This is a genomic window from Lactobacillus nasalidis (assembly GCF_016587775.1).
GTDB classification, from domain to species: Bacteria; Bacillota; Bacilli; order Lactobacillales; family Lactobacillaceae; genus Lactobacillus; species Lactobacillus nasalidis.
This window is the reverse complement of record NZ_BOCG01000598.1, coordinates 1-5,552: the sequence shown is the minus strand read 5'-3', so window position 1 is coordinate 5,552 and position 5,552 is coordinate 1. Positions and strand designations below refer to the sequence as shown.

Annotated in this window: 6 protein-coding genes; all 6 read right to left on the bottom strand. The window is 56.2% G+C overall.

From position 1 onward, the window contains the following. The coding region (locus tag lacNas_RS11245) for a Rossmann-fold NAD(P)-binding domain-containing protein (protein ID WP_201346875.1) at positions 1 to 93 on the bottom strand (93 nt) is incomplete at its 3' end. 12 nt (positions 94 to 105) lie between these two features. Further along, positions 106 to 1,647: a bifunctional phosphoribosylaminoimidazolecarboxamide formyltransferase/IMP cyclohydrolase gene (purH, locus tag lacNas_RS11240; protein ID WP_201330200.1), complete on the bottom strand. Its 1,542-nt coding sequence runs from the start codon at positions 1,645 to 1,647 to the stop codon at positions 106 to 108. Beyond that, entirely contained in the window at positions 1,648 to 2,229 is a 582-nt protein-coding gene (gene purN / locus lacNas_RS11235) for a phosphoribosylglycinamide formyltransferase (RefSeq protein ID WP_201330199.1), read from the bottom strand. Positions 2,230 to 2,237: 8 nt separating this feature from the next. Continuing rightward, positions 2,238 to 3,272, bottom strand: coding sequence for a phosphoribosylformylglycinamidine cyclo-ligase (gene purM / locus lacNas_RS11230; RefSeq protein WP_201330198.1), 1,035 nt, complete (start codon positions 3,270 to 3,272; stop codon positions 2,238 to 2,240). Positions 3,273 to 3,274: 2 nt separating this feature from the next. After that, entirely contained in the window at positions 3,275 to 4,753 is a 1,479-nt protein-coding gene (gene purF, locus lacNas_RS11225) for an amidophosphoribosyltransferase (RefSeq protein ID WP_201335909.1), read from the bottom strand. Continuing rightward, positions 4,729 to 5,552: AIR synthase related protein (locus lacNas_RS11220; protein WP_244660647.1), on the bottom strand; the 824-nt coding region annotated here is incomplete at its 5' end. The genes purF and lacNas_RS11220, both read right to left, overlap by 25 nt.

Here is a 5,552-nt window from a genome sequence, read left to right as displayed (position 1 = left end):
TTCAGCAACATGCGGGCTCTTCTTCAGGGCACGGGCAACCGCGAATTCGCGGCCACCGGACCCGATTACCAAAATTTTAAGCTTGTCTTTCATCATATCAGCCTTTTAGTGTCTAAAGTGACGGACGCCGGTAAAGACCATGGCAATGCCGTACTTGTTTGCCATGTCGATTGATTCCTGGTCACGCACGGAGCCGCCTGGTTGAACAATTGCCTTGATGCCGTGCTGGCCGGCATATTCAACGCAGTCGTTGAATGGGAAGAAGGCGTCGCTGGCAATGACCGCGCGGTCGTCCAAAGCTTCTTGGGCGTGTTCAATCGCGATCTTTTCAGAATCGATCCGGTTTGGCTGGCCGGCGCCAACGCCCAGGGTACGTTCGTTATTGGCAACGACGATCGCGTTTGACTTGGTGTGCTTGACAGCCTTCCAGGCAAAGAGGAGGGTTTCCAGCTGTTCTTGCGTTGGCTTGACGTCGGTGACGCATTCCCAGTCGGCAAAGTCTTCGTCCAGAACGTCCTGTTCTTGAACCAGCAGCCCGCCCATTACAGAAACAGTTTCTTTCCGGGCAGCCTCATCCTTCTTGCTGAAGTCCAGCTTCAGGATCCGCAGGTTCTTCTTCTTGGTCTTCAAAGCTGCCAGGGCATCTTCGTCGTAGTCCGGGGCAATAATGATTTCCAGGAAAATCTTGTGCATCTTTTCAGCAGTTGCCAGGTCCACCTTCCGGTTCAAGGCGATCACCCCGCCGAAAATCGAGACCGGGTCAGCCGCGTAAGCCCGGTCCCAAGCTTCTTCCAGGCTGTCGCCCTGGCCAATCCCGCATGGATTCATGTGCTTCATGGCCACGACCGTCGGCTTGCTGAATTCGCGCACGCAGCGCAGGGCTTCGTCAGCATCCTTGATGTTGTTGTATGACAGCTGCTTGCCGTTCAGCTGTTCTGCCTGCAATACTGAGAAGGCCTTCGGCAGGGCGTCTTCGTAGAGCCAGGCTTTTTGGTGGCTGTTTTCGCCATAGCGCATTGCTTCCTTCAGATCGTAGGTCAGAGTGAGCTTTTCCGGAGCACTTTCGCCGGCCTTTTCCGTCAAGTATTGGGAAATGAGGGCGTCATATGAAGCAGTCAGCCGGAAGGCCTTGGCAGCCAGCTTGGCCCGGGTTTCCAGGCTCGTGTTGCCGTTTTCTGAAATTTCTGCCAAAACCTGGTCATAGTCGGCCTGGTCAACCACAATGGTCACGTCGCGGTAGTTCTTGGAAGCTGACCGCACCATGCTCGGGCCGCCAATGTCGATGTTTTCGATGGCTTCAGCCAGAGTCACGTCAGGCTTTTCAATCGTCTGCTTGAACGGATACAAGTTGACGCAGACCAGGTCAATCGGCGTAATCTTGTGTTCCTGCAAAGTAGCCATGTGTTCCGGCAATTCCCGCCGGGCCAAGAGGCCGCCGTGAATGTACGGGTTCAAGGTCTTGACGCGGCCGTCAAGAATTTCTGGAAAACCGGTCACGTCTTCAACCGAAATGGTCGGGATGCCGGCGTCATCCAAGACGCGCTTGGTGCCGCCAGTGGACACGATTTCGTAGTCGTTGGCAACCAGCCCTTTTACAAAAGCAACCAAGTTGGTCTTATCTGAAACACTTACAAGTGCACGCTTCATTTAGTTGTTCTCCTCTTCAAATTTCAGCAAAGCTTTCTTCAACGCTTCCGGATACAAGTGGTGCTCGCATTCGTGAATTCTGGCCTCCAGGCTCTCGACCGTATCGTCGTCGTAGATCGGCACGTGCTTTTGAGCAATTGCCGGACCGGAGTCCAGGCCGGAGTCGATATAGTGAACGGTTACCCCGGTTTCATTCGGATGGTCGGCAAAAGCCCGCTCAATCGAATGCAGCCCAGGATAAGCCGGCAGGTAGGCAGGGTGCAGGTTGACGATCCGTCCCTCATATTCGTTCAAAATCGTCGGCCCGATGACCCGCATGTAGCCGGCAAGGGCAATAAAGTCGATTTGATAGTCCTTTAAGACCTGCAGAATCTTTTCTTCGTATTTTTGCTTGCCGCCGCATGACTTGACCGTAAAGGTCACCACCGGCGTCTGAAATTTCTCGGCCCGCTTGATCACCGGAGCGTCTGGATGGTCGCAAAACAGGAGTGCCAGCTCACCCGGCAGGTCGCCTTTTTGAAAATGTTCGGCCAGAACCTCATAGTTGGTCCCGTTGCCGGATGCAAAAATTGCTACTTTCATTTTTCCACCTATTCGATCACGATCTTCTCGCCAGCAGCGCGGTCAGCCAATTGGCCGACTTCAAAGACTTTTTCACCGGCTTCTTCCAGCTGCTTGACTGCCTGCGCCTTCTTGGCGGCAGGAACTGCCAAAATCATCCCCAGGCCCATGTTGAAGGTCTGCCAGCAGTCTTCGTCAGACAAATCGCCCAGCTGCTTGAGGTAGCTGAAGACAGCTGGAACTTCCCAGCTGCCGGCGGCAATCCGCGCCTGCAGGCCGTCGCCGAACATCCGGGGCACGTTTTCGATCAAACCGCCCCCGGTAATGTGGGCCACGCCGTGCACCAGCCCCTGCTTGATCAATGGCAGAACGGACTTGATGTAGATTCTGGTCGGGGCCAGCAGGCTTTCGCCGACGCTCTTGCCTTCCAGTTCTTCCGGCTTGTCCGTCAGTTTGACCTCGTGGTCCTTGAAAAGGATCTTCCGCACCAGCGAGAAGCCGTTGGAGTGAACGCCGCTGGAAGCAAGGCCCAGCAAGACGTCACCGGCTTGCGGCGTGTCAACGGACAAGAGGCGGTCCTTTTCAGCCACCCCGACCGTGAAGCCGGCCAGGTCGTATTCATCAGGAGCGTACATGTCCGGCATTTCAGCGGTTTCCCCGCCGATCAGACTGGCACCGGCCTGCCGGCAGCCTTCGGCTACCCCTTGGACAACTGAGGCCAAAAGTGCCGGATCATTGTGCCCGCAGGCGATGTAGTCCAGGAAGAACAAGGGCTCAGCGCCTTGCGCCAAAACGTCGTTGACGCACATGGCAACGACGTCGATTCCGACCGTGTCGTTCTTGCCCATCTTCTGGGCGATCATCAGCTTCGTGCCGACCCCGTCAGTCCCTGAAACCAGCACTGGGTGCTCATAGCCCAGCGAATCCAAATCGAACAGGCCGCCAAAGCCGCCGATATTGCCGACGTAGCCCGGCCGCTTGGTTGAAGCGACGGCCCCTTTAATCCGCCGGACCAGCTCGTAGCCCGCGTTAACGTCAACGCCTGCATCCTTATAGCGATTCACGATCATTCACCTCTGTTTTGCTTCTTTAAAATTTCTTCGACTGGTTCAACATTCAACGGTTCTTTGACTTGGTTTTCGTAGTCGTACAAAGGCGTCGGGTACTTGCCGTCAAAGTAGGCCACCGTCAAGCCGCCGTTGGGCGCATCCCCGGCATCTGGCATGTCCACGGCCTTGATCAGGCTCGGAATGCTCAAAAAGCCCAGGCTGTCGGCGCCGATCAGTTTGCACATGTCGCTGACGCTGTATTTGGCAGCCATCAGGTCCTTGCGCTCAGAAATGTCGATCCCGTAAAAGTGCGGGTACTTGAAAGGCGGTGACGCGATCCGCATGTGGACGGACTTGGCGCCGGCTTCCTTCAGCATCTGCACGATCTGCCGCGAGGTCGTCCCGCGCACGATCGAGTCGTCAACCACGATGATGTTCTTGCCGCTGACCACCCCGCGGACAGCCGCCAGCTTCATCTTGACGCCCTGTTCACGCAGGGCCTGGGTTGGCTGAATGAAGGTTCTGGCAATGTACTGGTTCTTGATCAAACCCATTTCATATGGCAGGCCGGCTGCTTCCGCGTAACCGGTGGCTGCTGACAGAGAGGAGTTCGGCACCCCGATGACCATATCCGCGTCCTCTGGAGCCGGCTGTTCCTTGGCCAGCAGCATCCCCATCCGCTTTCTGGCAGTGTGGATGTTTACCCCGTGGATGATGGAGTCTGGACGGGCAAAATAAATGTATTCCATCGAGCAGACTGCCAGCTGGGTTTCCGTCGTGTAGTGGTCGATCTTGATCCCGTCTTTGTTGATGATCAACAGCTCACCCGGCTGCACGTCGCGCAGCAGCTTGGCATGAACAGCGTCCAGGGCGCAGGATTCACTGGCTACGACATAGCTGCCGTTGTCCATTTGTCCTAACACCAGTGGCCGGAAGCCGTTTGGATCCAGCGCCGCATACAGCGTGTCGTTGGTCATCAAGAGGAAGGCAAAACCGCCCTTGACTTCGTTTAAGCTGGCCTTCAAGGCTTCGATAAACGGCATCCGCACCTTGCGGCGGATCAAGTGAATCAATACTTCCGTGTCAGAGCTTGACTGAAAAACTGAGCCCGAATCTTCCAGGCGCTTTTTTAAAGTTTTGGCGTTGGTCAGATTCCCGTTGTGGCAAAGGGCAATTTCCCCGTCTTGGAAGTGAAACAGGAAGGGCTGGACGTTGGCCAGAGAGTCAGAGCCGGCCGTGCCGTAGCGCACGTGACCGATGGCCATGTTGCCTTTCAAAAAGTCCAGGTCGGCCGGATTGGAAAACACTTCCGACAAAAGACCGCGGTCACGGAACTGCCGCAGCTTCTGGCCATCGCTGGCCACGATCCCGGCCCCCTGCTGGCCCCGGTGTTGCAGGGCGTGCAGGCCGAAATAGGTTACGTTGGCCGCGTCAGGAACGTTAAAGATCCCAAAGACGCCGCATTCTTCGTTTAATCCTTTGATTTCATAAGGCATGGCAGGGCTTCCTCCCAAATTTGTTTCAATTCGGCGACCGGCAGTTCAGCAGCCTGGTCCTTCAAATTCAGCTTCAAGCTGTCGCCGGCCGTTTGACCGATCTTGACGGCATCTTCACCCATGGCTTGGGCAAATTCGGCCGCGAATTCGCTTGGTACGCTGACCAGGAAGCGGCCTGGAGTTTCACTGAAGAATTCCGCGCTGGTCAGCTCGCTGCTGATTTCAGCCCCGATGCCGTGCCCAAAGCTGCTTTCAGCCAGGCTGACGCCCAGGCCGCCTTCGCTGAGGTCGTGGGCACTGGCTACGTGGCCGGCTTCCATTTGAGCCAGCAGGCGCTTTTGGTAATCGTGAATGTGGTCCAGATCCAGCTCGTGCAGGCGGCCGGAAATCTCACCGGTCAGCATCTTTTGCAGTTCAGAGCCGGCGTAGTCCGCCCCGGTTTGACCAACCAGGTAGATTTCGTCGCCGGCTTCCTGGAAGCTGTCTCTGACCAGGTGGTCCAGGTTTTTGACCAGGCCGACCATGCCAACCATTGGCGTCGGGTAGATGGACTTGTCGTCAGTTTCGTTGTAAAGGGAAACGTTCCCGGAAACGACTGGAGTTTCCAAAACTTCACAGGCCTTGGCAATCCCCATGACTGAGTGGTGCAGTTCCCAGAAGACTTCCGGTTCGTTCGGGTTCCCGAAGTTCAAGCAGTCAGTGATGGCCAGAGGTTCAGCCCCGCTGGCAATGATGTTGCCGGCGGCTTCAACAACGGCCCGCTTGCCGCCGATTTCAGGATCCAGGTAGATAAAGCGGC